Source organism: Microbacterium sp. PM5 (assembly GCF_003293595.1).
Lineage (GTDB): Bacteria > Actinomycetota > Actinomycetes > Actinomycetales > Microbacteriaceae > Microbacterium.
The window spans coordinates 1,412,248-1,436,692 of sequence record NZ_CP022162.1; the positions used below are offsets into that span (position 1 = coordinate 1,412,248).

Consider the following 24,445-nt stretch of genomic DNA (forward strand, 5'->3'; position numbering starts at 1 on the left):
GCCTCCTCGGCCGGCGGTTCCGGCACGGGCGCGACCGCCTGCTCCACCGGCGGGGGTGTCGGCGTCGCCGAAGGGGTGAGCGTGGGCGACGGTGTGCTGGTCTGCATGATCGGGGCGATCGTGGGCGCCTCCTCCGCGGGGCGCTGCACGGCGCTGGTGGCCGCGTACACGCCGCCGACGATCGCAGCGACAACGACGACCGAGCCCGCAACGGCGGCGACTCTCTTGATATTCATCTCTCTCCTCCAGGTCTGGCCGTGCGGTGTGCTACCACTGAAGTATGGATAGCTCTTTCGACATCGTCTCCAAGATCGACCGCCAGGAAGCGGACAACGCGCTCAACCAGGCCCGCAAGGAGGTCGAGCAGCGCTACGACTTCAAGGGGACGGACGCGTCGATCGACTGGAGCGGCGAGGCGATCCTCATCAAGGCCAACAGCGAAGAGCGGGCGAAGGCGGTGCTCGACGTGTTCCAGTCGAAGCTGATCAAGCGCGGCATCTCGCTGAAGTCGCTCGAGTCGGGTGAGCCGCAGCCCTCGGGCAAGGAGTACCGCATCACGTCGACGCTCAAAGAGGGGATCTCCTCCGAGAACGCGAAGAAGATCACCAAGCTCATCCGCGACGAAGGCCCCAAGTCGGTCAAGGCGCAGATCCAGGGGGACGAGCTGCGCGTGCAGTCGAAGTCGCGCGACGACCTGCAGGAGGTTCAGCGCATGCTCAAGGCCGCCGACCTCGACGTCGACCTCCAGTTCGTCAACTACCGGTAAGGCACGCGAGCGGGCGGCACTCACCGGATTCATCACCGCTTCGCATAGATTCCGGGGATGATCGCGCCCCATCGTCGGCCGCCCCTCGTCGCCGCTGCGACGGCCGCCGCCGCAGCCGCCTTGTTGTGCCTTGCGGGCTGCAGCACACCCGCAGCATCCGCGGCGCCCGCGGCATCCACCCCGACCGCGGCAGCCACCCCGACCGCGACGCCCTCGTCGACACCGACACCGACACCCACTCCGGCGCCGACGCCCACGCCAGCCGTGTGGACGTTCCATACGACGCCCTCACCGGATGCGAACTGCACGGGGCCCGGCCGCGAGGCAGCGCGTGACGGCGTGCTGCACGTGTACGTCAGCATCGCGGCGCAGCACCTCTGGGAGTGCTCGGGCGAGAATCTGCTGATGGACTCGGCGGTGACCACCGGCGCCTCCGGTTTCGACCCGGACTACGCGACGCCGACCGGAACGTTCGCGATCAGTCGCATGACCCGCGACACCGAGCTGGTCGGCCACGACCGCCACGGCTCGTGGGACGACCACGTCGCGTACTGGATGCCCTTCGACGACGGCGACGTCGGCTTCCACGACGCCTCGTGGCAGACCTTCCCCTTCGGCACCGACGGCTACCTGCAGAACGGCTCGCACGGCTGCGTCCACATGCCCACCGACGCGATCGCGCACCTCTACAAGGATGTCGAGGTCGGCACGCGCGTCACGGTGCGCTGACCCGCGGCGCCAGCCGCTCAGCCGCGACCGAGACCGGGCACCAGCACCGGGGTGCGCTTCTTGTACTCCTGGTACGCCGGCTCGTCACCCCAGCGCGCGTCGGCGCGCTTCTCCAGCATCGGGATGCCGCTCACCCGCGTCAGCAGAAGGATCACGAACAGCGGCGAGATCACGGTGACCCACTGCCAGCCCACGGCCGCCGGCAGCGCGACGATCGCGACGCCGACCCAGACGAGGATCTCGCCGAAGTAGTTCGGATGCCGCGACCACGCCCAGACGCCCGAATCGATGAAGCGCCCTTTGTTGGCGGCATCCTTGCGGAACGCCGCCTTCTGCCCGTCGGCGACGACCTCGATGACCAGGCCCACGAGCCACACCACGGCACCGATGACGATCCATACGTCGAGCCCACCCGCGGTGGTAGCGGTGATGCCGACCCACGCGGCCGACGACGTGACGGCGACCCACAGACCCTGGATGATCCAGACCCGCAGGAACGCCAATGGGTTGATCTTGATGTCATCGAAGCGGCCGTCCGCGCCCTGCGCGTGCACCCGCACGTACAGGAACACGGACAGCCGCACTCCCCACACGACGATCATGACGGCCAGCACCCACGCCCGCACCGAGGCCGGCGCGACGGCCGCGAGCAAGACGATCGCGACCAGTGCGAACGTCAGGCCTCCCGTGAGATCGAAGAACTTCTCGGTACGCAGCAGCGCCGCCGGAATGTAGGCGACGACCTGGATCGCGAATGCCACGACGACCGCGAGCGCGAACAGCGGGATGCTGCCCCACGATGCGCCGGCGCTTCCGCCGGCGACCGCGAGTGCTGCGCCGATGCCGAGCGCGACGAGGATGGTGACGAGGATGGCGCCCGGGCGCTGTGACATGGGAGTTCTCCGGTTGAGGGGCGTAGTAGGGCGGGTCAGAGGTAGAGGGCGTCGATGGTGCCCGACTCGCGATCGAGCAGCTGACGACGCCGGATCTTCAGCGTCGGCGTCACGACCTCGCGATCCTCGGCATCCGCGAAGACGAGCGCGAACCGTCGCACCTGCTCGCTGCGCGAGACCAGCGCGTTGGCTTCGTCGACGGCCCGCTGCACCTCTGCGCGGAGGTCGGGGTCATCCAGCGCCACGGCGCTGCCGCGTGCGGCGGTGACCGCATCCTGGTCGAGCACGATGAGTGCGGTCAGATACGGCCGCCCCTCCCCCACGGTCACCGCCGAGGAGATGACGGGGTGCTCTTCGATCGCCGCTTCCCACCGCGCGGGGGCGACGGTCTTGCCACCCGACGTCGTGACGACGTCCTTGACGCGCCCCTCCAGCACGAGACGGCCGCGCTCGTCGAGCCGGCCGAGGTCGCCCGTGCGGAAGAAGCCGTCGACGAAGGCGTCACGGTCGTCGTCCGCGTTGCGATAGCCGGCGAACACACCGACGCCCTTCGCGAGCACCTCGCCGTCGTCGGCGATGCGCACGGTCGAGCCGGGAAGCGGCACCCCGACGGTGCCCGAGCGGATGCGACCGGGAAGGTTGCCGGTCAGCGGCGCGGTCGTCTCGGTCAGCCCGTACCCCTCGATCACCGGAACACCCATGCCGCGGAACAGCAACGACAGCCGCGACGGCAGCGTCGCGCCGCCCGAGAGCACGTAGCCGATGCGCCCGCCCATGAGGCCGCGGATGCGACGGTAGAAGAGGGCGTCGAACACGCGGCGACGCACCCCCAGACTCCACGACGACGCGGGCCGCTCGCCGTCGTCGATCTGCTCCTCACGCCGCGCGAGCTCCGTGGCGGTGCGAACCGCGGCATCCCAGACCCGCCCGAGGTGCTTGTCGGCGGCCTTCGCCCCGGCCGCCGCGGCGATCTTCTCGAGGATGCGGGGCACGACCACGAGGAAGGTCGGGCGCAGCTCCGCGAGCGAGGCGACGACTTCCGACGGTTCTGAGAGGTGAGCGATGCGCATGCCGCTGGCGAGACAGATCAGCTGCAGCCCCCGGGCCAGCACGTGCGCCAGGGGAAGGAAGATCACCGTGCTGCCGTCCGCCCGCACGATGTCGGAGTACGCGGCGGCGATGTTGAGCACCTGCCCGAGGAAGTTCTCGTGGCTGAGGACGACGCCCTTGGGCGTGCCGCTCGTGCCCGAGGTGTAGACGATCGTCGCGGGCGAGGTGGGGCCGGCATCCGTGCGGGCACGCTCGAGCGCGGCGTCGTCGACGAGGCCGCCGCGAGCGGCGAGGTCGGCCAGGCCACGCGTCAGGGACAGGACGGTCGGTACCCCGGCCGCCGCCAACGCGGACCGGGAGCGCTCGTCACCGAAGAAAGCGACGCGCACTCCGGCGTCGGCGACGATCGCCGCGACCTGGCTCGGCGCGGAGGAGTCGTACACGGGCACGACGACGCCTCCCGCGAACCAGACGGCCAGGTCGGCGACGGCCCACTCGTAGCGCGTCGGGGCCATGATCGCCACGGCGTCGCCGGGTTGCAGGCCGTCGGCCAGCAGCCCCTTGGCGACCGCGCGCACCTCGGCGGCAAAGGCCGCTGTGGTCACCGGCCGCCACCGTTCTCCTTCGCGCACGTCGAAGGCGACATGGTCGGGAGCCTCGTCGACCCGACGCCTCAGCAGGTCGGTGACATTGCGGTACGCCGACAGGTCGGCAAGCGGCGCAGTCGAGACTTCTCTCACGGACGGAGCTCTCCTTCGGGATGGGCGTAGCTGCCTCTTGTTCGGAGCCGTGGCCCGATCGGATCGGGTGTCCGCTCCGAAATCCTGCCATGCTCGCGCCCGACGCCCGGATGGGTTGCCGAAGCGCCCGCCGACACGGTATGGAGGCTCTCGCCGCGTGCGCGACCGGATACGCTCGCAGAGTGAGCTCCTCCGCTGTCATGCCGCGGCTCCCGGCGTGCGCCGTCACCGCACGGGGAGGCCGATGACCATGCCGCACGACGACGGGCTCGACGACTTCGCCGACCTGATGGGCTCGGCCCCCAGCGGTGCGTCGCACGTGTCGTTGTCCGCCGAGGATGCCGAGCGCCTGCGCCGACGTCGGCGCCGCCGCCGCCGCGGCTGGCTGATCGCCGCAGGTGTCGTGCTCGCGATCGTCGCCGGCGCCGGCGGCTACACGGCGTGGGCTCTGTCGGCGCCGTTGCCGGCGCTCGAGACGACGACACGCGTTCCGACCGTGACGCCGGGCGCCCCAGCAGCGCTGGCGATGCCCTCCGGACGGGCCGCCGCGATCTCGGTGGTCGGCGCCGCGGGCGATCTGGGGGCGGCGGGACTGCACGCGGTGAGCGGTGACGACCAGCCCCGACCGATCGCGAGCATCAGCAAGCTGATCACCGCGCTCGTCGTGCTCGACGCTCATCCGCTGCAGAGCGCCGACGACCCCGGTCCGACGATCACGTTCGACAAGGCCGACCACGACCTGTACGACCAGTACTACGTGCTCGGCGCGACCGTGGCCGCCATGCCGACCGGCAGCTCCATGTCGCTGCGCGACGCCCTGACCACCATGCTGTTGCCGTCGGCGAGCAACTATGCCGACGCGGTGGCGATGTGGGCCTTCGGCTCCCGTTCGGGCTACGTCTCCGCGACGCGCACGTGGCTCCAGGCTCACCAGCTGAACGGAACGACGATCGTCGAGCCCACCGGCATCGATGAGCGCAACACGAGCACACCGAGTGATCTGCTCGCCATCGGACAGCTCGCCGCGGCCAACCCCGCTCTCGCCCGGATCACGTCGATGTCGTCGGCCACCGTCCCGACGGTCGGAGAGGTGGACAACACCAACGATCTGCTCGGCAGCGACGGTGTGACCGGCCTGAAGACGGGCAACCTCGGCGCCGGGACGTTCGCACTGCTCTACACCGCGACGAGCAACCCCGGACTGGGCGAACCGCTGAAGATCGTCGGCGTCTCGCTCGATGGGCAGTCGCGGGAGCAGGTGGATGCCGATGTCACCACCGCGCTGCGCAGCGTCGCCGCCGGCGTGCACCTGGTGCCGGTCGCGAAAGCGGGAACACCGGTCGGCACGGTGACGAGCCCCTGGGGCGGGGAGGCGCAGTTGGTGCTGTCGCGCGACGAGAGCCTGCTCACGTGGTCCGATACGCCGATCACCGCATCGATCACGCTGACGATTGCGCCGACCGGCCAGGACGGCCAGCAGATCGGCATCGCGACGTGGACCTCCGGCGGCCGCAGTGCCAGCGTCGCGGTGGCCGTGCGCGGAACGATCGCCCCTCCCGACGACTGGTGGAAGCTGACCCATCCCTCGCTGCTCGGCGGCCCGGCGCCGTCGCCGTCGCCGTCGCCGAGCCTGAGCGTGAGCCCGTCTCCGACTCCCACCGCCGGCGGCTGAGCGGCGCGGATCAGCCCAGCGCGCCCGAGACGAGCCAGCGGCGCAGTACGCCGTACGCGGCATCCCTCGGCTCCGGCGCCGACAGGAACACGTCGTGGATCGCGCCGTCGATGTGCGCGACCGTCACGAGAGAGCCGATCCGCGTCGCCGCACGGGCGATGTCGGCGACCACCAGCACGCTGTCGGTGGAGGTCATCTCCGGCGCCCACTGCAGCGGCGTCGTCGATGCGGCGGAGAGCAGGGTGAGCACCGGGGCGTCGATCGTCAGGCCGCCGGCGACCGTGGCGTGACCCCGCATCACGGCGGCGAGCCAGCCCGGATGGGTGGGAAAGCCCCGCTCGGGACGCCAGCCTTCGGGACTGTCGGGCAGGGTCCCCAGTTCGCGCTGCGCGCGCGTGTAGAAGCCGAGATCGACGACCGGGTGCGCGCCGAGAGGGTCGAAGCGTGCCCGCATCGCGATGATCGGGGCGATGGCCTGACGCCCGATCGCACCCGTCTGCAGCTCCAGCCACGGACTGTTGAGCACGACGGCGGAGGCCGCGCCGCGATGCCGTGCCGCCCAGAGGCTCAGGGTGAGTCCTCCCGTCGAGTGCCCCAGCAGCACGAGCCGCCGGCCGCGATCGTGCGTGCCCATCGCGGCGAGGGCGGCGGCGATGTCGGGATCGTAGTCGTCGAGCGTCGTGACGTATCCCGGGATCTGCCCCGGGCGCAGGCTCCGGCCGTATCCGTGCAGGTCCAGGGCGTAGAACCGGGCACCGAGGCCCGTCCAGAAGCGCGCCAGCTCCGTCTGGAAGAAGTAGTCCGACCACCCGTGCACGTACAGCACGTCCACACCGTTCAACGGTCGCAGCCACGGCATCCGCGGGAGGGAGCGCACGAGGGTGGCGGGATCGGCGTCCGCGCCGAGCTCGAGCGTGAGCTGTTCGAAGCCCGGCCCGAGGATGTCTGCGACCCACTCGCCCACCATCTCGCCAGCCTATCCGCGGCCCCTCTGTGCGGGGCGACGGGGATAGCGGAGGAGATTTCCGTTCGGGAGGACGGATGCCGCGGCAGCGACCTCCCGACGCGACATCTCCTCCCGGGCGGTTCAGCGCGCGAGGTGGAGTCCCTGGGCGACCGCACGCATGAGCACGTCCTGCACGTGCTCCCACTGATGGATCACCTGTCGATAGCCGACGCGGATCACGTGATACCCGAGCAGCATAAGGGCGGCATCGTGCGCGTTGTCGGCATCGCGCTGCGCTCCGACATGGTGGCCGCCGTCGATCTGCAGGACGAGCCGCTCGCCGATGAGCAGGTCGACGCGGTGGCCGGCGATCCAGATCTGGCGCCGCAGCGGCAGACGCATCCACCGCAACCGGGGCACGACGATCGTCTCCAATCCCGAGTCGGACCAGACCTCCGCCGCCGCGAGCACACGGCGCGCACAGGCCGGAAGGCGAAGCCGTGCCAGCGCCGGGGCGCTGACCTCTTCCTTCCGCAGAGCCGACTCCCACACCGCCAACGCGACCTCGAACGGTTGGCACGCGGCGACCGCAGCGAGCACGTTCTCGGGAGCATCGACCAGTGCATCCGGATGCCGCGGCACCACCGGCCGCGCCCAGTGCACGACCGCGGTGGCCGTCGGCGCCCTCCCGGCGTGAGCGTGAGCGGCGACGTGAACGCGCGCGTCGTCGTCGTGCACCCACCAGCCGCGCCGGCGCGCCTGCGTCACGCACGAGATCACCACGCCCGACCGTGCCGCCGCGATCAGGTGCGGGTCGGCATCCGGTACGGCCAGCCAGCCGCGAGCCACGCGCACCAGCTCCCGCCGCGCCACCGCGCGGTCGAGCGCACCGCGGCCGTATCCGGCTCGATCGATCCGATCGCTGCGGACCACGCCTCCGCATGCACGGGCCCACGTCGCGGCATCCATATGCGACATCGTGACCCGAGCCACAGCCGGCGACCCCGCGCGCCGCGGCATCCGTGCACAACCTGTCGCCTCTCCCCGCTGGGGAGGAGTCGAAGCAGGCCCACCCGTGCGCGCCAGCAGAGGAGATTTCCGTTCGGGAGGACGGATGCCGCGACAGCGACCTCCCGACGCGACATCTCCTCCCGAACCGACGGCTTACTCGCCGCGCGAGACCCGGACCATCTCGTCGCGGTCGACGACCTTGATGCGCGCACGCTCGTGCGGGGCGCCGAGAGCGACCTCGTGCTCGTCGAGACGATGCCACCCGTCGAGGTCCGTCCAGGCGACGCCGCGCTCGGCCAGCAGGGCGGGGATCGCCTCCGGCGACGGGTCGGCGGGCTGCCACCACGACGCCTGGTCGTTGATGAGGTGGCTGATCGTCTCCATCGCGTCCGACTTCGTGTGCCCGATGAGTCCGACCGGGCCGCGCTTGATCCAGCCGGTCGCGTAGACGCCGGGCACGCGCTCGTTGGAGTCCTTGTGCAGCACCTGACCCTCGTGATTGGGGATCACGCCGTGCTTCTTGTCGAACGGCACGCCCGGCAGCGGCGATCCGAAATAGCCGACGGCGCGGTACAGCTGCTGGATCGGCACCTCGCGCAGCTCGCCGGTGCCGATGACGCCGCCCTGACCGTCCGGACGGGTGCGCTCGTACACGAGAGCGGCGACGCGGCCGCTGTCGTCGGTCTTCACCTCGACGGGCTTGGCCCAGAAGTGCAGGTGCAGCCGGCGCGACGCCTCGCCTCCGGCGTTGTTGACGCCCGGCCGCTGACGCCACGACTGCAGCACCCGATCGATGACCATCACCTGCTTGTTGCTGGCGACCGCGGCGCGCGACGCCTCGTCGTAGTCGAAGTCCTCGTCGTAGACGACCATGTCGACGTCGCGCAGCTCGCCGAGCTCTCGCAGCTCCAGCGGCGTGAACTTGACCTGGGCGGGACCGCGGCGACCGAACACGTGCACGTCGGTCACCTGCGAAGCCTCCAGCCCGGCCTGCACATTCGCGGGGATCTCGGTGACGAGGAGGTCTTCGGCGTGCTTGGCGAGCACACGCGCGACGTCGAGCGCGACGTTGCCGTTTCCGATCACGGCGACGGATGCCGCATCCAGCGGCCACTCGCGCGGGAAGTCCGGGTGGCCGTCGTACCAGCTGACGAAGTCGGCCGCGCCGAACGAGCCGGCCGCATCGATGCCGGGGATGTCGAGGTCGGCATCCTTGATCGCACCGGTGGCGAAGATGACGGCGTTGTAGTGCTGCTTCAGGTCGTCGAGGGTGAGGTCCTGACCGAAGCGGACGTTGCCGAAGATGCGGATGTCACCGCGATCGAGCACGTCGCGAAGGGCGGTGATGATCCCCTTGATGCGGGGGTGGTCGGGGGCGACGCCGTAGCGCACGAGTCCGTAGGGGGCGGGAAGGTGATCGAACAGATCGATCGAGACGTCGAACTTGCGCTCGGCCTTCAACAGGATGTCCGCCGCGTAGATGCCGGCGGGGCCCGCGCCGACGATGGCCAGCCTCAGCTTGGTCATGGGTGTGTCCTTCGTGTTCATCCGGTCGTGGGGCGAGGGCCGGCAGGCCCGGGTCGAGACGCGATCAGCTCGAGCGGTCGACGATGACGTGGGCGAGTTTGACCAGCGCATCGCGCACGGGACCGGCCGGAAGCGGATCGATCGCCGCGATCGCGGCATCCGCCCACTCGTACGCCTTGGCGCGGGTCTCGGCGGTCACGGCGTGTGCACGCAGCTGCTGCATCGCCTCGTCGAGGATCGCAGGATCGGCTCCGTCGGCGATGCGCGCCACGCCGTCGTCGATCGTGGCCTTCAGCGCGCGCGAGGCCGGGTCGGCGGCCCGGGCGAGAAGCAGATAGGGCATGGTCGGCACGCCGGCGCGCAGGTCGGTGCCGGGGACCTTGCCGGTCTCGGTGGGGTCGTCGGAGAGGTCGATGACGTCATCGAGCAGCTGGAAGGCCACGCCGACCTTCTCGCCGTACTCCAGCGCGGGCTGACGGTACTCGGAGGGCGCGTCCGAGAAGAGGATGCCGGCCTGAGCGGATGCCGCGATCAGCGATCCGGTCTTGTCGGCCAGCACCTGCAGGTAGAAGTCGACGGGGTCCTCGCCGGCCTGAGCGCCCACCGTCTCGTGCATCTGCCCGAGGACGAGACGCTCGAACGTGTCGGCCTGCAGACGGATCGCGCGTTCGCCGATCTGGGCCATCAGCTGGCTGGCGCGCGAGAACATGAGGTCGCCGGTGAGGATGGCGACGTTGTTGCCCCACACGGCGTGGGCGCTGGGGACCCCGCGACGCACGTCCGCGCCGTCCATGACGTCGTCGTGATAGAGCGAACCCAGGTGCGTCATCTCCAGGGCCGTGGCACCGGTGATGACGTGCTCGGTGGTGCCTTCGCCCAGCTGCGCGGTCAGGAGCGTGAGCATGGGACGCACCCGCTTGCCGCCGGCCTCGTAGAGATAGCGCGTCGTGGCGTCGGCAAGCGCGTCACTGACCCGCAGCTCGCGGGCGAGGGTGTCCTCGACGCGGTCGAGGCCGTCCTCGACGACGGCGAGCAGCTTGCGCATCCGGGGACCAGCGAGCACACGCTCGGTCAGGCCGAGGTTGGCCGTCAATCGCGCACCGGCAGCGGAGGAGCTCGCAGTCACCCTCCCAGCCTACCCGCGGCCGTCGCACCCGCGGTCGCGGAGGCCGTTTCGACTCGGGCGCTGCGCGCCCTCGCTCAACGACCGGGAGTCGCTGTCTCGCCCGCTCGGTGAGCGAGGGCAGCGAGTCGAAACGGGGCTCAGACGAGCGGCTTGACCGCGCGGTGCAGCGCGACGATGCCGAAGGTGAGGTCGCGGTGGGCGACGCGGGTCCAGCCGGCGTCGCGGATCCACGACGAGAGCGTCACCTGGTCGGGCCAGTCCTTGATCGACTCGTTGAGGTAGTCGTACGCGTCGGCGTTCGAGCTCACGCTGCGCGCCACCGTCGGCAGGATCCGGTCGTTGTAGAACCGGTAGAGGCTCGCGAACGCGGGGTTCTGCGGGTGCGAGAACTCGCACACCAGCAGCATGCCGCCGGGCGCGGTGACCCGCAGCATCTCGGTGAGCGCCTTCTTCGGATCGTTGACGTTGCGCAGGCCGAACGAGATGGTGACCACGTCGAACTCGCCGTCGGCGAACGGCAGCGCCATCGCATCGGCCTCGACGAAGGTGACGTTGGGCACATGTCCGTGACGACGGCGGCCCTCGGCGATCATGCCCGGCGAGAAGTCGCCGGCCACCACCTCTGCGCCACTGCGCGCCAGGGCGACCGAGCTCGCGCCTGTTCCGGCGGCGAGGTCGAGGATGCGCTGACCGGGCCGCGGAGCGATGGCACGCGTCGTGGCGATGCGCCACAGCCGATCGTTGCCGAGGCTCAACACGGTGTTCGTGCGGTCGTAACCGGCGGCGACCTCGTCGAACATGCCGCTCACGCGGGACGGATCCTTGCCCAGGTCGGCGCGGTGTTCACTCACCCTTCGATCCTAGGCGCGCTCGCGGCGGCGCGGCAGCGCGGCAGCGCGGCGGCGCGGCAGCGCGGCGGCGCGGCAGCGCTCAGCGATGAGGCAGCGCCGCGAGCACGGCGAGCCAGTGCGCCGCCGTCGCCTGGTCGTAGGGCGCCCGCTCGGCACGGACCTCGGCTTCGAGCTCGACCGCCACGGTCTCGAGGCGCTCGACGATCTCCCTCGGGTAGCCGTACCGCACGCGATGCTCGTCCCACTCGTCGCGGTCGTCGATCCAGATGCCACGGCCGTCGCGGGCACGCACGACGTCGAGGTCCATGTCGATGCCCGTGGGGCTCGGGATGCCGGCGGGGTCCGCCGCGGCATCCCATCGCAGATCCCACGCCACATCGATGTAGATCGCGATGCGCGGGTGGGTCGCGTTGAGGGTGGCGGCGTATTCGCCGCTCGGCGGGATCAGGGTGACGTTGTCGCCGTCGCTGACCGTGTCGACGCCCGGTCGGGCACTGCGCCAGCCGTCGCGCTGACCGACCCAGTCGCCGTGGACGTCGCTGCCGAGATACACGCACTCGTGCTCCCAGTGCGGTCCGCCGTCCCACTTGCGCCAGCGGAAGACGAGCGGGGTGCCGGGCGCGGGTCGATCGGTCATGGCGGGAGCCTAACCCGCCCTGACCTCCGGCGCCCGGCTGCGGCGTGCGCCCGGCGGATTAGGCTGATCGGGTGAGTTCCGCGCCGCTCCTGCCACCCCGCCTGCGCATCGTGAGCCGGGAGATCGCCGCGATCGACGACCTGCTCGAATACGCCGATCCGGCCGACCCCCTGGTGTGGGCGCGACGGGGATCGTGGCTCGTGGGCGTCGGCTCGGCGCTGCGCATGGAGGTGCCGGCGGCGGATGCCGCGACCCTCGCCGACCGCTGGCGCGCGGTTGCGGCGGCGGCGACGGTGGACGACCACGTCGGCGTTTCCGGCAGCGGCCTGATCGCCTTCGGCGCGTTGCCGTTCGACGTGCAGTCGGCCGCGACCGCAGTGCTGACGGTGCCGCGGATGACGATCGGCACGCGCGAGGGCCGCACCTGGGTGAGCTGGGTGCTGCCCGACGACGGCGCCCCCGAGCCCGACGAGCCCCGCGCGATCGGCTACGGCCCGCACTGGTCGGCCGCGGTGGGACCTGGCGCGCTGACTCCGGAGGGCTATCAGGATGCGGTCCGTGCGGGACTTGCCGCGATCGCCGCCGGAGAGGTCAGCAAAGTCGTGCTCGCTCGGGAGCTGGCCGGCACGGTTCCGGCCGGCGCCGACCTCCGGCGACTCGCGCGCTCGCTCGCCTCGTCGTACCCCGACACGTGGGTCTACGCCGTGCACGGGCTCATCGGCGCGAGCCCCGAGACGCTCGTCACCGTCTCGGGGGGCCAGGTGACCGCGCGGGTGCTCGCCGGCACGGTCGCTCGGGGCGCCGGCCCGGACGCCGATCGCGAGGCGGCGCTGCGCCTGGCGACGAGCGCCAAGGACCTCGCCGAGCACCAGTACGCCGTGCGCAGTCTCGTCGACGCCCTCTCGCCGCACGCGAGCGCGCTGGCGGCCGCGGAGCAGCCGTTCACTCTCGCGCTGCCGAACGTGTGGCACCTCGCGACCGATGTGGAGGCCACGACCGCCCCCGAGACCTCCGCCCTCGACCTGCTGGGGGTGCTGCACCCGACGGCGGCCGTCGCGGGAACGCCGACGGCGGCCGCTCTGGCCGCGATCCGTCGCATCGAACCGTTCGACCGCGGCCGCTACGCCGGACCCGTCGGGTGGGTCGACGCGAACGGCGATGGCGAGTGGGCGATCGCGCTGCGCGGGGCTCAGTTCGATCTCGCGGCGGCGGATGCCGACGGCATCCCGTTCCGCGCGCACGCCGGCGCCGGGATCGTCGCCGGCAGCGACCCCGAGGCCGAGATGCTCGAGACCCGCGTGAAGTTCCGCCCGATCGTCGACGCCCTGGCGTAGGGCGCGCCCGGGGTCAGCTGTCGGCGAGGCGCTTCTTCTCGGCCGCGACGTCGAAGTCGGCGGCGGGCCAGTGCGGATCGATGTCTTCGAGCGCATCCAGCAGGAGCGCCTGGACGGCCAGACGTGCGTACCACTTGCGGTTGGCGGGCACGACGAACCACGGCGCCTCGGGAGTCGAGGTGCGCGCGAACACCGTCTGGTAGGCCGTCATGTAGTCGTCCCACAGGCGGCGCTCATCGATGTCGCCGGGGTTGTACTTCCAGTGCTTGTCGGGTCGGTCCAGCCGCTCCCCCAGCCGGCTCTTCTGCTCGTCGGCGGAGATGTGCAGCATCACTTTGACGATGCGGATGCCGCGATCGACGAGCCCCTTCTCGAAGGCGACGATGGCGTCGTAGCGGCGCTCGATCTCGTCGGCAGGCGCGAGCGCCCGCACCCGGCCGATGAGGACGTCCTCGTAGTGCGACCGGTCGAACACCCCGATGAAGCCGGGTGCGGGCACACGCTTCTCGATGCGCCACAGGAAGTCGTGCGCGAGCTCCTCGGGCGTCGGCTTCTTGAACGCGGCGAGCGCGACGCCCTGCGGATCGACCGATCCGACCACGTGGCGGACGATGCCGCCCTTGCCCGCGGAGTCCATCGCCTGCAGCACCAGCAGCACCGCCGGAGCGCCCTCTTCGACACGGCTCTGCGCGTAGAGGCGCTCCTGCAGCTCATCGAGCTCGTCCGCACCCGCCTCGAGGTCGCTCTGCCCCTGGTCTTTGTCGCCGTCGTAGCCCGGAGTGGATGCCGGATCGAGATCGGCGAGTCGGAACCCCGGGCCGACGCGCAGGAGGTCGGCGGGATCGGCGTTCCAGTTCTTCTGGCTTCTCGCGGTCATCTCCACATCATGGCGCGGGCAGCCGGATACGGCCAGGACGTTCAGCGCGCGAGGGCGACCTCGATGATCTGCCGCCCGAGGACGCGGGCGGTGAGCGCCTGGTCGAGCTCGGCGCGCGTGGCGACGCGGACGTACTCCCAGCCGTACGCGGCGGCCAGCGGGGCCAGATCCACGTCCTGCGGCGTGTAGAGCACCCGCTGCATGGCGTGGGGGCCGGCGATCTCGGCGACCTCGAGCCCGTCGAAGATCGTTCCCCCGCCGTCGTTGCCGACGACGACCTGCAGCCGCGGCGCCGTCTCACCGACCGGCAGCAGAAGCGCCCCCACGTCGTAGAGGAAGGCGAGATCGCCGGTCAGCACACGGGTCACGCCGACGTCGGCGCCGGTCTGGCTCGCGATCGCGATGCCCATGCCCGTCGCGATGGTGCCGTCGATGCCGGCGAGTCCGCGGTTGGCGTGGACCGGCACCTTCTTGCCGCCGAGCACGCCGTCCGCGACACGCACGAGGCGCGACGAGGCGAAGAACAGCCGGTCGTGGGGCCAGGTCGCCCGCCACACGGCATCGACGAGTCCCACCCGGTCGATCGGGGCGCGCGCGACGGCGAGCTCTGACGCGATGGCGCCGAGGCGTTCGGCGGGTACCGCAGACGACAGCGCGGCGGCATCCGGCGCCGGCGGCGCGAGATCGACGGATGCCGCGCGGGACGCCCGCATCCAGGCGCCGAACCACTCACGGTCCATCTCGCCCACGGCGGCCACGACGGCGTCGACGGACACCGAGGTGCCGTTGAGGTTGAGCGGCTCTCCCGGCCCGCGCACGGCGAGCACCTCGACGTCGTCACGCGACAGCAGCGCGGTGACCTCGCGGGTGAGCGTCGGATGACCGAAGACGACGGCGCGCTCGATGCGGCCGCCCAGCTCCGCATCGCGCAGCAGTCCGCGGTAGCCGTGGACGAGGTTGCGGCCGAAGCGGGCGCCGCTGACGATCTCGGCGATCAGCGGCCAGCCGCCCGCGTGCGCGAGCGCCTCGGCAGCGGGGCCGGCATCGGCCCCGGCGATCACCACGGTGCGGGGGCCACGCACCAGCACGTGCGGATCGACCTCCGGGTCGGCGGGATGGTTCGCCTCGCCGATGCCGCCGCCGCCCTGGTAGAGCGCTCCCGACGGCTCGGTCGCGCTCAGCTCGTCGCCGGCGACGTCGGGGCCGAGCGCGGGCGCGGGAAGGTCGAGCTCGGTCGTGCCCAGCCACGACGGCAGCACACCAGCCAGGGGCTCACGCAGCGGCAGGTTGAGGTGCACCGGTCCGGCCTGCCTCGTGCCCGTGCCGAGGGCGGCCGCGACCGCGTCCTCCGCGACCCGGCGGAGCATCATCGACTGCTCGCCGGTGCCGTCCGCATCGAGCGCGTCGGGCACGGGCAGGTCTTCTTCCAGACGCATGTTCGGCGCGAACATTCCGGGCTGGCGCGTCGTCTGGTTGGCGCCGACGCCGCGCAGCTCGGGAGGACGGTCGGCCGTGAGCAGCAGCAGGGGCACGCCGGCGTGATGCGCTTCGAGAGCCGCGGGCAGCAGATTCGCGACCGCGGTGCCGGAGGTGCACACGACGGCGGCGGGCATGCCGGACTCGCGGCCGATGCCGAGCGCGGTGAAACCGGCGACGCGTTCGTCGATGCGCACGTGCACGCGTACGTCGCCGCGACTCTCCAGCTCGGCGGCGACCAGGGCAAGCGCCTGAGAGCGCGAGCCGGGGCTGACGACGATGTGGGCGACCCCGAGTTCCGCCAGGCGTCCGAGCAGGGCGGCCGCGGCATCCGTCGCCGGTGCACGACCGGCGAGAGCGCTGTCATCCATGTCAGGCGACGCTGCCGCGACGGTGCTCGTCCGGATCGTCGTCGCCGCTCACCGGCGGATGCGACTGCGGGCCGCGGTCGGGATCGGGCCCCTCGGCATCGAGGGCGGCGAGCTCCTCTTCGAGGCGACGGATGCGCTCGTCCTGATCGGCGATCGAGACGCTGCGCAGGCCCCCGAGGAAGTCGGGGTTGTCGTCGGGTGCGCGGAAAGCGTTCTGAGGCCGCGTTCGGCCGCGACCGACCACGAACCACATCACACCGCCGATGACCGGAAGCAGCACGACGATGACGATCCACAGCGGCTTGCTGACACCGCGGTGACGAGTGGGCGGCTGCAGGGCGCAGTCGACGATGCTGTACACCCAGAAGGCGATCAGCAACAGCGCCAGAGGCAGCAGGATGCGCACCACCCCTCCATCCTAGGCGGCGCGCGCCGTGCGAGATCCGAGGACGGCGCACCGACGCCACGCGCGTAGGCTGGACACATGCATGTCCGTTCGGCCCTCGTCTACACCGTCCTTCGTCTGCTGGTGTTCGTGGTGCCGTTCGCGATCATGATGCTCTTCCAGATCATGCGCGAGTACTACTGGCTGTCGGCGATCTTCGCCGCGCTCATCGGGCTCAGCCTCTCGGTGCTCTTCCTGCGCCGCCCGCTCGACGATCTGACCGCCGGTCTCGCCGCGCGCCGGCGTGCCCGTCGCGACACCGACGAAGACGCCGAGGATGCCGCGGCCGACCAGGTCGCCTCGACGCCGTCGGAGTGAGCCCGTCGGCGGCTCCTCGAGCGGGCGCGCTCAGCCGGTGAAAGCCCAGTAGAGCAGCAGCGACAGGGCCAGCGAGGTCAGCGAGGTCAGCCCCAGCGCGACGACCAGCTCGCGCGGTGCGCGGTACGTCCAGACGACCAGCACGGCGCACGCCGCGGGGATGAGCGCGAGCATCGCCAGCCATGCCAGCGGGTAGAACACCGCGAGGAAGGCGACGAGGGCGAAGGCGATGACGACGAGCGCGGTGAACAGCACCTGCGTGGCGCGCCGACCGATGCGCACGGTGAGGGTGCGCTTGCCGGCGAGGCGGTCCTGATCGATGTCGCGGAGGTTGTTCGCCAACAGCACGGCGCAGGCCAGCAGGCCGGCGATGACGCCGCCGAACCAGCTCTCCTGCGGCACCGTGCCGATCTGCACGAACGTGGTGCCCACCGTGGCGACGAGACCGAAGAACACGAAGACGAACAGCTCGCCCAGTCCCGCGTAGCCGTAGGGACGCTTGCCGCCGGTGTAGAACCACGCCGCGACGAGGCAGGCGGCGCCGATGAGCGCCATCCACCAGTAGCCGGTGCGGACGATGATGGCCAAGCCCGCTGCCGCGGCGATCGCGAAGAAGACGAGGGCGACCGTGAGCACGGTGCGCGGCTTCGCCCGGCGCGAGGCGGTGAGGCGGGCGGGACCGACCCGATGGTCGTCCGTGCCGCGGATGCCGTCGCTGTAGTCGTTCGCGTAGTTGACGCCGATCTGAATCGCCACCGCCACGACCAGGCAGCACAGGGCCAGCACCCAGCGCAGCGACGTCCCGTCGAGACGAGCCGCCCCCGTGCCGATGACCACGGGCGCGACGGCGAGCGGGAGAGTCCGCAGGCGCGCGGCGCCGATCCAGTCGCGCGCGGTGGCCCGTGTCACGTACGCGGGATCGCCCGACACACGCGCGCGCTGCGGATTGCCGCGCGGCTTCTGCTTCGCGTGATGCGCCGCGCGCGACTTCTTCTTCCGGGTGCTGCCTGCCACGCCAGAATCCTATGCCCGGATGGGCATGGATCCGCTGTGACGGCGTCGCGGACCTCAGCGCTCGGGAGCGATCCGCTCGGCCCACGCGCGCGCGAGCGCCGCCAGGGCCGGCCGGTCGGGCTTGCCACTGGCGAGCATCGGCAGTCGCGGCACCCGCAGGACGGCACGGGGCCGAGCCGGCGCACCGAGCTCATCACCGACGAGCCCGCGGAGGGTCGGGAGGTCGGGATCGGCCTCTGCATCCGCGGCATCCGACGTCATCCCCGCAGCCACGACGATCGACGCCTCACCCCAGCGCTCGTCGGCGACCGGCACGACGACCGCATCGACGAATCCGGGGACGGTGCGGACGATGCGCTCGACGCGATCGAGCGAGATATTGATCCCGCCCGAGACGATGACGTTGTCACGGCGACCCGTGACGGTCAACCCACCGTCGAACCGCCCGGCGTCGCCGGTGCGGTACCAGCGCACACCCGCGTCGTCGCGCACGAACGCGGCGGCGGTGCGCTCCGGCTCGCCGAGGTAGCCGTCCGCGAGTGTCGGTCCCGACACGTGCACCTCCCCGTCGACGATGCGCACGCCCACGCCGTCGAGCGGGATGCCGTCGTACACGCAGCCGCCGGCCGTCTCACTCGATCCGTACGTGCGCACGACACGGATGCCGGCCTCGTCCGCGCGCGCGGCGAGCGCCGGCGGCAGCGCCTGGCCGCCCACGAGGACCGCGGCGAAGCCGGCGAGGGCGCGGCATCCGGCAGGGTCGTCGAGAAGCGTCTGCAACTGAGCAGGAACGAGGGACGTGTAGGTCGGCACCCGCTCGCCCCCGCGACTGGACGCCATCGACGATGCCGCGGCGACGAACGAGGCGGCGCGGAACGGACCCGCCAGGACGGCGGGCTCGTTGCCGGCGACCAGCGCGCGCACCAGCACCTGCACACCCGCGATGTAGCCCGGAGCCAGAGCGAGCAGCCATGAGCCGCTGCCGAGACGAGCGGCCGTCGCCATGGCCGATGACGTCAGGGCTGCCCGACTGAGTGCGACGGCCTTCGGGTAGCCGCTGGAGCCGGATGTCGTGACGACCACCGCTGTTCCGGCCGGCACGTCCCGGGGCAGCTCGTCTCCCCCGCCGAGCGCGATCGCCGGCCCCGCCCCGAGCACCGCCGAACGCAGACCCCGCAGCACCGCGCGGGCGTCCGATGCGTCGACCCTCTCCAGTCGCACGTTCGTCTCCGGGAAGGTCAGTAGTGGTACGGGTACGGAGACCAGTCCGGGTCGCGCTTCTGCAAGAACGCGTCGCGGCCTTCGACGGCTTCGTCGGTGCCGTACGCGAGACGGGTCGCCTCGCCCGCGAACACCTGCTGACCGACCATTCCGTCATCGATCGCGTTGAACGCGAACTTCAGCATGCGGATCGCCGTCGGCGACTTGCCGAGGATCGTCCGCGCCATCGCGATCGCTTCGCGCTCGAGCTCGGCGTGCGCCACGACGCGATTGACCGCGCCCATCTCATAGGCACGGGCGGCCGAGTACTCCTCGGCGAGGAAGAAGACCTCGCGGGCGATCTTCTGGCCGACCTGGCGAGCCATGTACGCCGAGCCGTAGCCCGCGTCGAAGGATCCCACATCGGCATCCGTCTGCTTGAAACGGCCGTGATCGGCGCTCGCGATCGACAGGTCGCACACGATGTGCAGCGAGTGCCCTCCGCCTGCCGCCCACCCGGGGATCACCGCGATGACGACCTTCGGCATGAAGCGGATGAGGCGCTGCACCTCGAGGATGTGCAGACGACCCGCACGGGCAGGATCGGGCGCCGTCGCGTCATCGGCGGCGTAGGTGTAGCCGTCGCGTCCGCGAATGCGCTGGTCACCGCCCGAGCAGAACGCCCAGCCGCCGTCCTTCGGGCTCGGCCCGTTGCCCGTGAGCAGCACGACGCCGATGCGCGGGTCCTGACGGGCGATGTCGAGAGCGCGGTAGAGCTCGTCGACCGTGTGCGGACGGAAAGCGTTTCGCACCTCGGGCCGGTCGAACGCGATGCGCGCGATGCGACCGTCGCGCGAGACGTGCGCGGTGACATCGGTGTAGGCATCCGCACCCGGGGCGGGCAGCCATTCCGCGGGATCGAACAGCTCGGAGACGAAGGACTCGGTCACCCGCCCAGCCTACGCGCGGGCGCCGCGATCCGGCCCGGCCGTACCTGCCGCTCCCCCTACGCTGGAGCGGTGACGTCGCCCCACCGCATCCTGACCCTGCTCGCCGCCGGCACCCTCGCGCTCGGCCTGTCCGCCTGTGCGTCGACCGGCGATGCGAGCGCATCGCCGACGCCGACCGACGACACCGTCGCGTCGCTGATCATGGCGGGCGACTGCGCGGCGGGAGCGGGCGTCACGCTCGCCGTCGACTCCTCCGCGCTGAAGGGCGGGTCCTCGCAGGCCTGGTGCTACGTCACCACCAAGAAGGTCGCCGTCGCCGACATCGCAGCCGCTGCGGGGCTGACCATCGACGGAACGAAGCAGTACGGCGATCAGGTCGTCTGCCGCGTCAACGGGCTGCCCTCGGCATCCGCTCCGGTCGGCTCGGCGCAGGACCCCGCGTACATCGAGAAGTGCGACGCCATGCCCGCGGCGTTCGCGTATTGGGCGCTGTGGATCAAGCCGTCCGACGGAGCCTGGGACTATGCGCAGGAGGGCCTGTCGACGCTGACGGCACAGCCGGGTGAGAGCGTCGAGTTGCTGTTCACCCTCGACGGCGCCCCCGCTGCACCGGCGGCGTGAGCACCACCGCCGCTGATCGCTGCCGACGCGCGTACTCTCGGCGCGTGAGCTTCCGCCCCGGACCCCTGCGAGCCGCCATCGCCCTGGCGGTCGGCTTCGTGGTGGTCCGGGTCGTGTACCGGGTGCTCTTCCACGGCGTGGACGGCACCGGCGCGGTGCTGCTGCCGCTGCCGGTGTGGCCCCTGGCACCGCCGCTCGCCCACGTTCGGATGTTCGGCCCGGTGACGGCCGACGGGCTGACGGCGGCCGTCGTCGGCGCACTCCCGATCGCGCTCACGATCGTCGCGTTCGGCCTGCTCAGCGCACTGCTGGACCTGCCTCGGCTGCTCGCGCGCGCGGCGCGACGCGGTCCGTTCCAGGGGCTCGCCCGGGCGCTGTCGATCGGGTGGGCCGCGCTCCCGTCGCTCGCCGACGCCGTGCGGGCCGCCCGCCGGGCGCAGCGTCTGCGCGGAGAGCGCGGGCTCGGCTCGGGGGTGCGCATCCTCGCGCCGGTGCTGGAGGCGACCATCGAGCGTGCCACCGCCGTCGGCGCGTCTCTGGAGCTCCGCGGCTACGCCGGTCGCGGGATCGAGGGCGACTGCCGCTCTCCGATCGCGCACGGACCTCTCGCGCTCGGGTTCGGTGACGACACCGTCGTCACGATCGACGGGTCGAGTGTCGGGGCGGATGCGGTGCGCGACGGCATCCGCACCGGCTCGCTGACGGTGCTCACCGGCGCCACCGGCTCGGGCAAGACCACCCTGCTGCGCGCCCTGAGCGGGCTGCACACCCATCTCGACGGCGGGTGGCTCGACGGCGGCCTGTCGATCGCGGGGCACGATCGCGCCGAGACGCCGCCGCGCGACCTGTCGCGGCTCGTCGGCGTGGTGCTGCAGAACCCCCGCGCCGGGTTCGTGACGACGAACGTGCGCGATGAGATCGGGCTGGCGCTGGAGCTGCGCGGGCTCGCCCGCGTGCTCGTCGACGAGCGTGTTCGCGACGTCGCCGACCGCCTCGGCATCGCGGCGCTGCTCGATCGGCGGCTGCGGGAGCTCTCCGCCGGCCAGGCGACCCTCGTCGCCATCGCCGCCGCCATCGTCGAGCAGCCGGTGCTGCTGCTCGTGGACGAGCCGCTCGCCGACCTGGACCGCTCCGCGCGTGCCCGGATCGTGACGCTGTTGGGCGCGCTGGCGCACGAGGCCGGCATGTGCGTCATCGTCGCCGAGCACCGCGGCGCCGAGCTCACCGGCGTCGCGGACGTGTGGCTGCATCTCACCGCGGCATCCGCAGCGACGCCCGCGACCGTCACCACCCGGCCCTCGCCGTTCACAACTCCGGAGTTTCCGCCTCCCCTCCCCACCGAAGGGCCGTCGCGGGCAGCGACCGCAGCGGATCTCCGGAGTTGCGAACCGGCGCTCTCGACGCGGGTGACCGTCCGCTACGGGCAGCGCCTGGCCGTCGACGATGTCGCCGTGACGCTGCACCCGGGCGAGGTGATGGCGTTGGTCGGGCCCAACGGAGCCGGCAAGTCGAGCCTTCTGCTCGCCCTCGCGACCGGCGAGCACGCCCGTGACGTGCGGCTGGTGCCCGACGACGCCGACGCGCTCTTCGTGCGCGACACGGTCGCCGCGGAATGTCGCCGCGCCGACCGGCGGGCGCACCTGCCGGTCGGGACCACCGTTGCCCGCGTCGCCGCGCTGCTCGGACGCGACGAGCAGGCCCGACTGCTGGGGCCTCGGCATCCGCGTGACCTGTCCGCGGGTCAGCGGCGGTGCCTGGCGCTCGCGATCCAGACGGCGACGCGCCCCCGGGTGCTGCTGGTCGACGAACCGACGCGCGGACTCGACCCCGACGCCCGGCGGATGGTCGATGCTGCCGTCACGCGCATCGCGGCGGCCGGGACCGCCGTGCTCGTCGCGACCCATGACGCCGCGGTGATCTCCCGCGCCGACGTGGCGCTCGGCATGGACGCCGGTCGCCTATCCGCCGCGGGCACCACCACCACCGCCGCGGCCCCCACCACCGCCGCCGCGGCCCCCGCCACCGCGCCGGGTGAAGACCGCGGCGCGACGCATCAGCCGCGCGCCGAACTCCTCCGCTCCGCGCGCACGCAGCCCACGGAGGCGGCGACAGCCGCCGAACCGGACGAGATCGGAGGAGTTCGGAACACACGAGCGCAGACCACCGCCCGGGGACGGCGGCCACGCCCCGCGCTGACCGTCGCGCTGGTCGCGGCGAACGTTCTCGCCGCCGCCGCGTTCCTGTGGCCGCTCGCCGCGACCGCCCTCCCCGCACAGGCGCAGGCTGCCGTCGGGCCGATCGCGCTGGCTCTCGCGCCCCTGGCCGCGCTCGCCACCCTCGCGGCGCTCGACACGACGGTCCGCTCCGCCCAGACGCTGGCACTGCTGGCAGTGCTCGCCGCCATCGGGGCAGCCGTGCGCATCGCGAGCACCGGTGTCGGCGGCGTGGAGGCGCTGTTCGTGCTTCTCATCCTCGCCGGACGCGCGTACGGCGCCCGTTTCGGGCTGCTGCTGGGTGCGGCATCCGTGGGGCTGTCGGCGTTGCTGTGGGGAGGCGTCGGACCATGGCTGCCGTTCCAGATGTTCGCGTGCGCGTGGGTTGCGGCCGGCGCGGGCCTCCTGCCGCGACGGGTGCGCGGCGGGGCGGAGATCGCGATGCTCGTGGGATACGGCGTCGCCGCCGCGTACGCGTTCGGACTCATCATGAACATGTGGTTCTGGCCGTTCGCCGTCGGTGGTGGAACATCGATCTCGTATGTTCCCGGGGCGCCGCTGCCGCAGAACATGGGCGCCTTCCTCGTCTACTCGCTCGTGACCTCGACTCTCAGTTGGGACACGGTGCGCGCGCTCACCACCATCATCGGCATCTGTCTCGTCGGTCGCGCCGTGCTGCGATCGCTGCGCCGAGCCAAGCCGGTGGCCGCCGCACCATCGCCGCCCCGCACGGGGGCGAGCCCTCGGAGTGCGCTCGCTAGAGTCGAATCATGACCGCAACGGTGCGCCCTTTGACGGCCGACGAGATCGCCGCCGACGCATTCCTCGCCCTGCTCTGGGAGGCCGCAGGAGTCGACACCGACGCCCTCATCCGCATTCGCGACGTCGAACTACCCACGATGACCGTGGTCGGGACGGTCGAGGACGGCCGGGTGCTCGGCTTCGCCGCGTTCGGCGCCGACGCGCACGGCGCAGATCGCGCGGAGCTGCACTACATCGCCGTCGCACACGAGGCACGCGGAACGGGGCTCGGCTCTCGTCTCGTGGATGCCGCGCGCCGCGCCGACCCGACGCGACCCCTCTATGCGAGCACCGATGACGACGCCGTCGACTTCTACCGTCGCCTCGGCTTCGTCGTCTCCGACGCGCCCGGCGACCCGCGCTGGCCGACGCGGCAGCGCTACGACTGCCTCCTGGAACCCCTGGGCGACCCGGCCGAGGCTTTGACGACCACGGCGCGCAACGGAGGCCGCGACTGATGCTCACCGTCGGGTCGGTGGTGATCCGCGTCGATGATCTGGCGCGAGAGATCGCCTTCTGGACGGCGGCACTCGACTACGCGGCGCGCGAGCCCGTCGGCGACGACTTCGCACTGCTGCATCCGCGCGACGGCGCCGGCGTCAACGTGTCGCTCGACGCCGTCGCGGCTCCGCGCGTGCTGCCGCCGCGCATTCATCTCGATCTCTACGCGGATGATCAGGATGCCGAGGTGCGCCGACTCGAAGCGCTCGGGGCCCGTCGGGTGCACTGGGACAAGCAACCGCCGGATGCTGACTACGTCATCATGGAGGACCCCGAAGGCAACCGCTTCTGCGTCGTCGCGGCCGGTTAGGCGGGGACGGGCATCCACGCGGCGTGGGAGAATGGGGCACGGCGTGATCCACCCGAGGATGCCGCC

24 protein-coding genes and 1 pseudogene are annotated in these 24,445 nt (G+C 71.8%); 9 read left to right on the forward strand and 16 right to left on the reverse strand.

All coding sequences use genetic code 11. The annotated features are described in order from the left end of the window. Nucleotides 1–236 (reverse strand): annotated as a pseudogene (locus CEP17_RS06970) (hypothetical protein); the annotation flags it as partial. A gap of 44 nt (nt 237–280) precedes the next feature. On the opposite strand from CEP17_RS06970, the gene CEP17_RS06975 reads away from it, so the two are divergent. Further along, on the forward strand, nt 281–766 hold the full coding sequence (locus tag CEP17_RS06975) for a YajQ family cyclic di-GMP-binding protein (RefSeq protein WP_112931725.1): 486 nt from the start codon (nt 281–283) through the stop codon (nt 764–766). A 32-nt stretch (nt 767–798) separates the two neighbouring features. On the opposite strand, the gene CEP17_RS15100 is transcribed toward CEP17_RS06975, so the two are convergent. Then, on the reverse strand, nt 799–1,074 hold the full coding sequence (locus tag CEP17_RS15100) for a hypothetical protein (RefSeq protein ID WP_162722370.1): 276 nt from the start codon (nt 1,072–1,074) through the stop codon (nt 799–801). Nucleotides 1,075–1,105: 31 nt separating this feature from the next. Here CEP17_RS15100 and CEP17_RS06980 point away from each other — a divergent pair, with 31 nt between their 5' ends. After that, a complete protein-coding gene (locus CEP17_RS06980; RefSeq protein ID WP_204359871.1) occupies nt 1,106–1,495 on the forward strand; it encodes a L,D-transpeptidase in 390 nt (129 codons plus the stop codon). A gap of 17 nt (nt 1,496–1,512) precedes the next feature. On the opposite strand, the gene CEP17_RS06985 is transcribed toward CEP17_RS06980, so the two are convergent. Next, nucleotides 1,513–2,388, reverse strand: a complete 876-nt coding sequence (locus CEP17_RS06985) for a DUF1295 domain-containing protein (protein WP_112931727.1) — start codon at nt 2,386–2,388, stop codon at nt 1,513–1,515. A gap of 35 nt (nt 2,389–2,423) precedes the next feature. Then, complete coding sequence (locus tag CEP17_RS06990; protein WP_112931728.1) at nt 2,424–4,178, reverse strand: AMP-dependent synthetase/ligase; 1,755 nt, start codon at nt 4,176–4,178, stop codon at nt 2,424–2,426. A gap of 244 nt (nt 4,179–4,422) precedes the next feature. On the opposite strand from CEP17_RS06990, the gene CEP17_RS06995 reads away from it, so the two are divergent. Continuing rightward, nucleotides 4,423–5,850 (forward strand): D-alanyl-D-alanine carboxypeptidase, encoded by a 1,428-nt coding sequence (locus CEP17_RS06995; RefSeq protein WP_239498604.1) that lies wholly within the window; start codon nt 4,423–4,425, stop codon nt 5,848–5,850. 10 nt (nt 5,851–5,860) lie between these two features. Here CEP17_RS06995 and CEP17_RS07000 read toward each other — a convergent pair whose 3' ends face one another. The 6 genes from CEP17_RS07000 to CEP17_RS07025 form a co-directional block, all read right to left on the reverse strand. Continuing rightward, nucleotides 5,861–6,817, reverse strand: coding sequence for an alpha/beta hydrolase (locus CEP17_RS07000; protein WP_112931729.1), 957 nt, complete (start codon nt 6,815–6,817; stop codon nt 5,861–5,863). A 120-nt stretch (nt 6,818–6,937) separates the two neighbouring features. Next, nucleotides 6,938–7,765 (reverse strand): DUF559 domain-containing protein, encoded by an 828-nt coding sequence (locus CEP17_RS07005; RefSeq protein ID WP_112931730.1) that lies wholly within the window; start codon nt 7,763–7,765, stop codon nt 6,938–6,940. A gap of 195 nt (nt 7,766–7,960) precedes the next feature. Beyond that, a complete protein-coding gene (locus tag CEP17_RS07010) occupies nt 7,961–9,334 on the reverse strand; it encodes an FAD-dependent oxidoreductase (protein ID WP_036317482.1) in 1,374 nt (457 codons plus the stop codon). Between the two features lie 64 nt (nt 9,335–9,398). After that, on the reverse strand, nt 9,399–10,460 hold the full coding sequence (locus CEP17_RS07015; RefSeq protein ID WP_112931731.1) for a polyprenyl synthetase family protein: 1,062 nt from the start codon (nt 10,458–10,460) through the stop codon (nt 9,399–9,401). Nucleotides 10,461–10,597: 137 nt separating this feature from the next. Continuing rightward, nucleotides 10,598–11,311, reverse strand: a complete 714-nt coding sequence (locus CEP17_RS07020) for a demethylmenaquinone methyltransferase (RefSeq protein WP_112931732.1) — start codon at nt 11,309–11,311, stop codon at nt 10,598–10,600. 79 nt (nt 11,312–11,390) lie between these two features. Continuing rightward, the gene (locus tag CEP17_RS07025) at nt 11,391–11,948 is read right to left on the reverse strand and encodes a hypothetical protein (RefSeq protein WP_112931733.1); all 558 of its coding nucleotides are present in this window, start codon (nt 11,946–11,948) and stop codon (nt 11,391–11,393) included. A gap of 71 nt (nt 11,949–12,019) precedes the next feature. Here CEP17_RS07025 and CEP17_RS07030 point away from each other — a divergent pair, with 71 nt between their 5' ends. Beyond that, on the forward strand, nt 12,020–13,282 hold the full coding sequence (locus CEP17_RS07030) for a chorismate-binding protein (protein WP_112931734.1): 1,263 nt from the start codon (nt 12,020–12,022) through the stop codon (nt 13,280–13,282). A 13-nt stretch (nt 13,283–13,295) separates the two neighbouring features. On the opposite strand, the gene CEP17_RS07035 is transcribed toward CEP17_RS07030, so the two are convergent. The 3 genes from CEP17_RS07035 to CEP17_RS07045 are packed head-to-tail and all read right to left on the reverse strand — an operon-like array spanning nt 13,296 to nt 16,415. Then, nucleotides 13,296–14,159, reverse strand: a complete 864-nt coding sequence (locus CEP17_RS07035) for a polyphosphate kinase 2 family protein (protein ID WP_112931735.1) — start codon at nt 14,157–14,159, stop codon at nt 13,296–13,298. Nucleotides 14,160–14,200: 41 nt separating this feature from the next. Further along, a complete protein-coding gene (gene menD / locus CEP17_RS07040) occupies nt 14,201–16,006 on the reverse strand; it encodes a 2-succinyl-5-enolpyruvyl-6-hydroxy-3-cyclohexene-1-carboxylic-acid synthase (protein WP_112931736.1) in 1,806 nt (601 codons plus the stop codon). Between the two features lies 1 nt (nt 16,007). After that, nucleotides 16,008–16,415 (reverse strand): PLD nuclease N-terminal domain-containing protein, encoded by a 408-nt coding sequence (locus CEP17_RS07045; RefSeq protein ID WP_112931737.1) that lies wholly within the window; start codon nt 16,413–16,415, stop codon nt 16,008–16,010. A gap of 75 nt (nt 16,416–16,490) precedes the next feature. Between CEP17_RS07045 and CEP17_RS07050 the strand changes: the two genes are divergently transcribed. Further along, on the forward strand, nt 16,491–16,769 hold the full coding sequence (locus CEP17_RS07050) for a DUF4229 domain-containing protein (RefSeq protein ID WP_112931738.1): 279 nt from the start codon (nt 16,491–16,493) through the stop codon (nt 16,767–16,769). Between the two features lie 30 nt (nt 16,770–16,799). Here the strand turns inward: CEP17_RS07050 and CEP17_RS07055 are convergent, their stop codons facing one another. Genes CEP17_RS07055 through CEP17_RS07065 form a run of 3 tightly spaced genes read right to left on the reverse strand, consistent with a single transcriptional unit; the run spans nt 16,800 to nt 19,933 of the window. Continuing rightward, on the reverse strand, nt 16,800–17,783 hold the full coding sequence (locus CEP17_RS07055) for a 1,4-dihydroxy-2-naphthoate polyprenyltransferase (RefSeq protein ID WP_112931739.1): 984 nt from the start codon (nt 17,781–17,783) through the stop codon (nt 16,800–16,802). Between the two features lie 54 nt (nt 17,784–17,837). Continuing rightward, nucleotides 17,838–19,004, reverse strand: coding sequence for an AMP-binding protein (locus CEP17_RS07060; RefSeq protein WP_112931740.1), 1,167 nt, complete (start codon nt 19,002–19,004; stop codon nt 17,838–17,840). A 17-nt stretch (nt 19,005–19,021) separates the two neighbouring features. Continuing rightward, nucleotides 19,022–19,933, reverse strand: coding sequence for a 1,4-dihydroxy-2-naphthoyl-CoA synthase (locus CEP17_RS07065; RefSeq protein ID WP_112931741.1), 912 nt, complete (start codon nt 19,931–19,933; stop codon nt 19,022–19,024). A gap of 69 nt (nt 19,934–20,002) precedes the next feature. On the opposite strand from CEP17_RS07065, the gene CEP17_RS07070 reads away from it, so the two are divergent. The 4 genes from CEP17_RS07070 to CEP17_RS07085 are packed head-to-tail and all read left to right on the forward strand — an operon-like array spanning nt 20,003 to nt 24,379. After that, nucleotides 20,003–20,554, forward strand: a complete 552-nt coding sequence (locus CEP17_RS07070) for a hypothetical protein (protein WP_204359872.1) — start codon at nt 20,003–20,005, stop codon at nt 20,552–20,554. A 44-nt stretch (nt 20,555–20,598) separates the two neighbouring features. Beyond that, on the forward strand, nt 20,599–23,541 hold the full coding sequence (locus tag CEP17_RS15320; protein WP_112931742.1) for an ABC transporter ATP-binding protein: 2,943 nt from the start codon (nt 20,599–20,601) through the stop codon (nt 23,539–23,541). After that, nucleotides 23,538–24,026, forward strand: coding sequence for a GNAT family N-acetyltransferase (locus CEP17_RS07080; protein WP_112931743.1), 489 nt, complete (start codon nt 23,538–23,540; stop codon nt 24,024–24,026). The genes CEP17_RS15320 and CEP17_RS07080 overlap by 4 nt, the downstream gene beginning before the upstream one ends. Continuing rightward, nucleotides 24,026–24,379, forward strand: coding sequence for a VOC family protein (locus CEP17_RS07085; protein WP_112931744.1), 354 nt, complete (start codon nt 24,026–24,028; stop codon nt 24,377–24,379). The genes CEP17_RS07080 and CEP17_RS07085 overlap by 1 nt, the downstream gene beginning before the upstream one ends. Nucleotides 24,380–24,445 lie beyond the last annotated feature (66 nt).

Excerpts from the sequence above, each read along its gene's own strand:
- CEP17_RS06975 (WP_112931725.1), top strand. The coding sequence starts at position 281 with ATGGATAGCTCTTTCGACATCGTCTCCAAGATCGACCGCCAGGAAGCG.
- CEP17_RS06985 (WP_112931727.1), bottom strand. The coding sequence starts at position 2,388 with ATGTCACAGCGCCCGGGCGCCATCCTCGTCACCATCCTCGTCGCGCTC.
- CEP17_RS06995 (WP_239498604.1), top strand. The coding sequence starts at position 4,423 with ATGACCATGCCGCACGACGACGGGCTCGACGACTTCGCCGACCTGATG.
- CEP17_RS07000 (WP_112931729.1), bottom strand. The coding sequence starts at position 6,817 with ATGGTGGGCGAGTGGGTCGCAGACATCCTCGGGCCGGGCTTCGAACAG.
- CEP17_RS07005 (WP_112931730.1), bottom strand. The coding sequence starts at position 7,765 with ATGGATGCCGCGACGTGGGCCCGTGCATGCGGAGGCGTGGTCCGCAGC.
- CEP17_RS07010 (WP_036317482.1), bottom strand. The coding sequence starts at position 9,334 with ATGACCAAGCTGAGGCTGGCCATCGTCGGCGCGGGCCCCGCCGGCATC.
- CEP17_RS07025 (WP_112931733.1), bottom strand. The coding sequence starts at position 11,948 with ATGACCGATCGACCCGCGCCCGGCACCCCGCTCGTCTTCCGCTGGCGC.
- CEP17_RS07035 (WP_112931735.1), bottom strand. The coding sequence starts at position 14,159 with ATGACCGCGAGAAGCCAGAAGAACTGGAACGCCGATCCCGCCGACCTC.
- menD (WP_112931736.1), bottom strand. The coding sequence starts at position 16,006 with ATGGATGACAGCGCTCTCGCCGGTCGTGCACCGGCGACGGATGCCGCG.
- CEP17_RS07050 (WP_112931738.1), top strand. The coding sequence starts at position 16,491 with ATGCATGTCCGTTCGGCCCTCGTCTACACCGTCCTTCGTCTGCTGGTG.
- CEP17_RS07080 (WP_112931743.1), top strand. The coding sequence starts at position 23,538 with ATGACCGCAACGGTGCGCCCTTTGACGGCCGACGAGATCGCCGCCGAC.
- CEP17_RS07085 (WP_112931744.1), top strand. The coding sequence starts at position 24,026 with ATGCTCACCGTCGGGTCGGTGGTGATCCGCGTCGATGATCTGGCGCGA.